The sequence below is a fragment of the Ruegeria sp. CE9 genome (assembly GCF_056537425.1).
Genome location: NZ_JBQFRO010000096.1, coordinates 1 through 989, shown reverse-complemented (window position 1 = coordinate 989; position 989 = coordinate 1). Strand labels below are relative to the sequence as shown.

Here is a 989-nt window from a genome sequence, read left to right as displayed (position 1 = left end):
GCAAGCTTGAGACGGGGATCGTGCCGTCAAGGCACATATAATCATTGATCTGACCCATCGCACCGAAGGCGGATTTTCGGCCCAACCAAATGCGTGCGGCCTGATCGGCATCTGCCGCCTCACGCAATTCCACGGGATTGTGGCGCTTGGCAATGTCGAGGATCACATCAAGTTGTTCGCGGATTTCCGCTTCAGATCCTTCTACCTCGACAATCAACAAAGCCTCGCACATCGGGTAGCCCGCCTTGGCAAAGGCCTCAGTCGCCTCGATACAGGGTCGATCCATGAATTCGATTGCCACAGGCAGAACGCCCGCCTTGATAATATCAGAGACGCATTCCCCTGCGACCTCATTGCTGTCAAATCCCATCAATACGGGGCGCGCACCTTCGGGTTTGCGGAGGATACGCAAAGTGGCCTCCGTGACCACGCCAAGCTGTCCTTCGCTGCCGCAAATCACGCCCAATAGATCAAGGCCGCCCGCATCCAAATGCGCGCCACCAATCTCAACGACTGTGCCATCCATCATCACCATCGTGACGCCCAATAAGTTGTTGGTCGTCACCCCATATTTTAAACAATGCGCACCGCCAGAATTCATCCCGATATTCCCCGCAATCGCACAGGCCAATTGGCTTGATGGGTCGGGGGCATAGAAAAAATCATTCGCCTCAACAGCGCCCGTCACGCTGAGATTGGTGCGCCCTGTCTGCACACGGATGAATCGATTGTCGTAATCAGTTTCCAACACCTGTGTCAGGCGCGCCACCCCCAAAATGACGCTATCGGCCGTAGGCAAGGCCCCGCCCGCAAGCGAAGTGCCAGAACCACGCGGAACAACGGGCACACCCTCCTCGTGACAAATGCGCAGCACCTCAGAGACTTCAGCCGTGGACTGGGGCAACACCGCCGCCAAAGGCGGGCAGCGATAGGCCGTCAAAGCGTCACATTCATAGGCCCGCGTTTCATGCGGATCATCAATAACCGCA

General features: G+C 56.7%; 1 protein-coding gene. It reads right to left on the bottom strand.

Going from position 1 to position 989, the window contains the following annotated elements:
* Positions 1-989 (bottom strand): FAD-binding oxidoreductase (locus ACR0B3_RS24265; protein ID WP_480811276.1); only part of this gene is annotated, 989 nt, incomplete at both ends.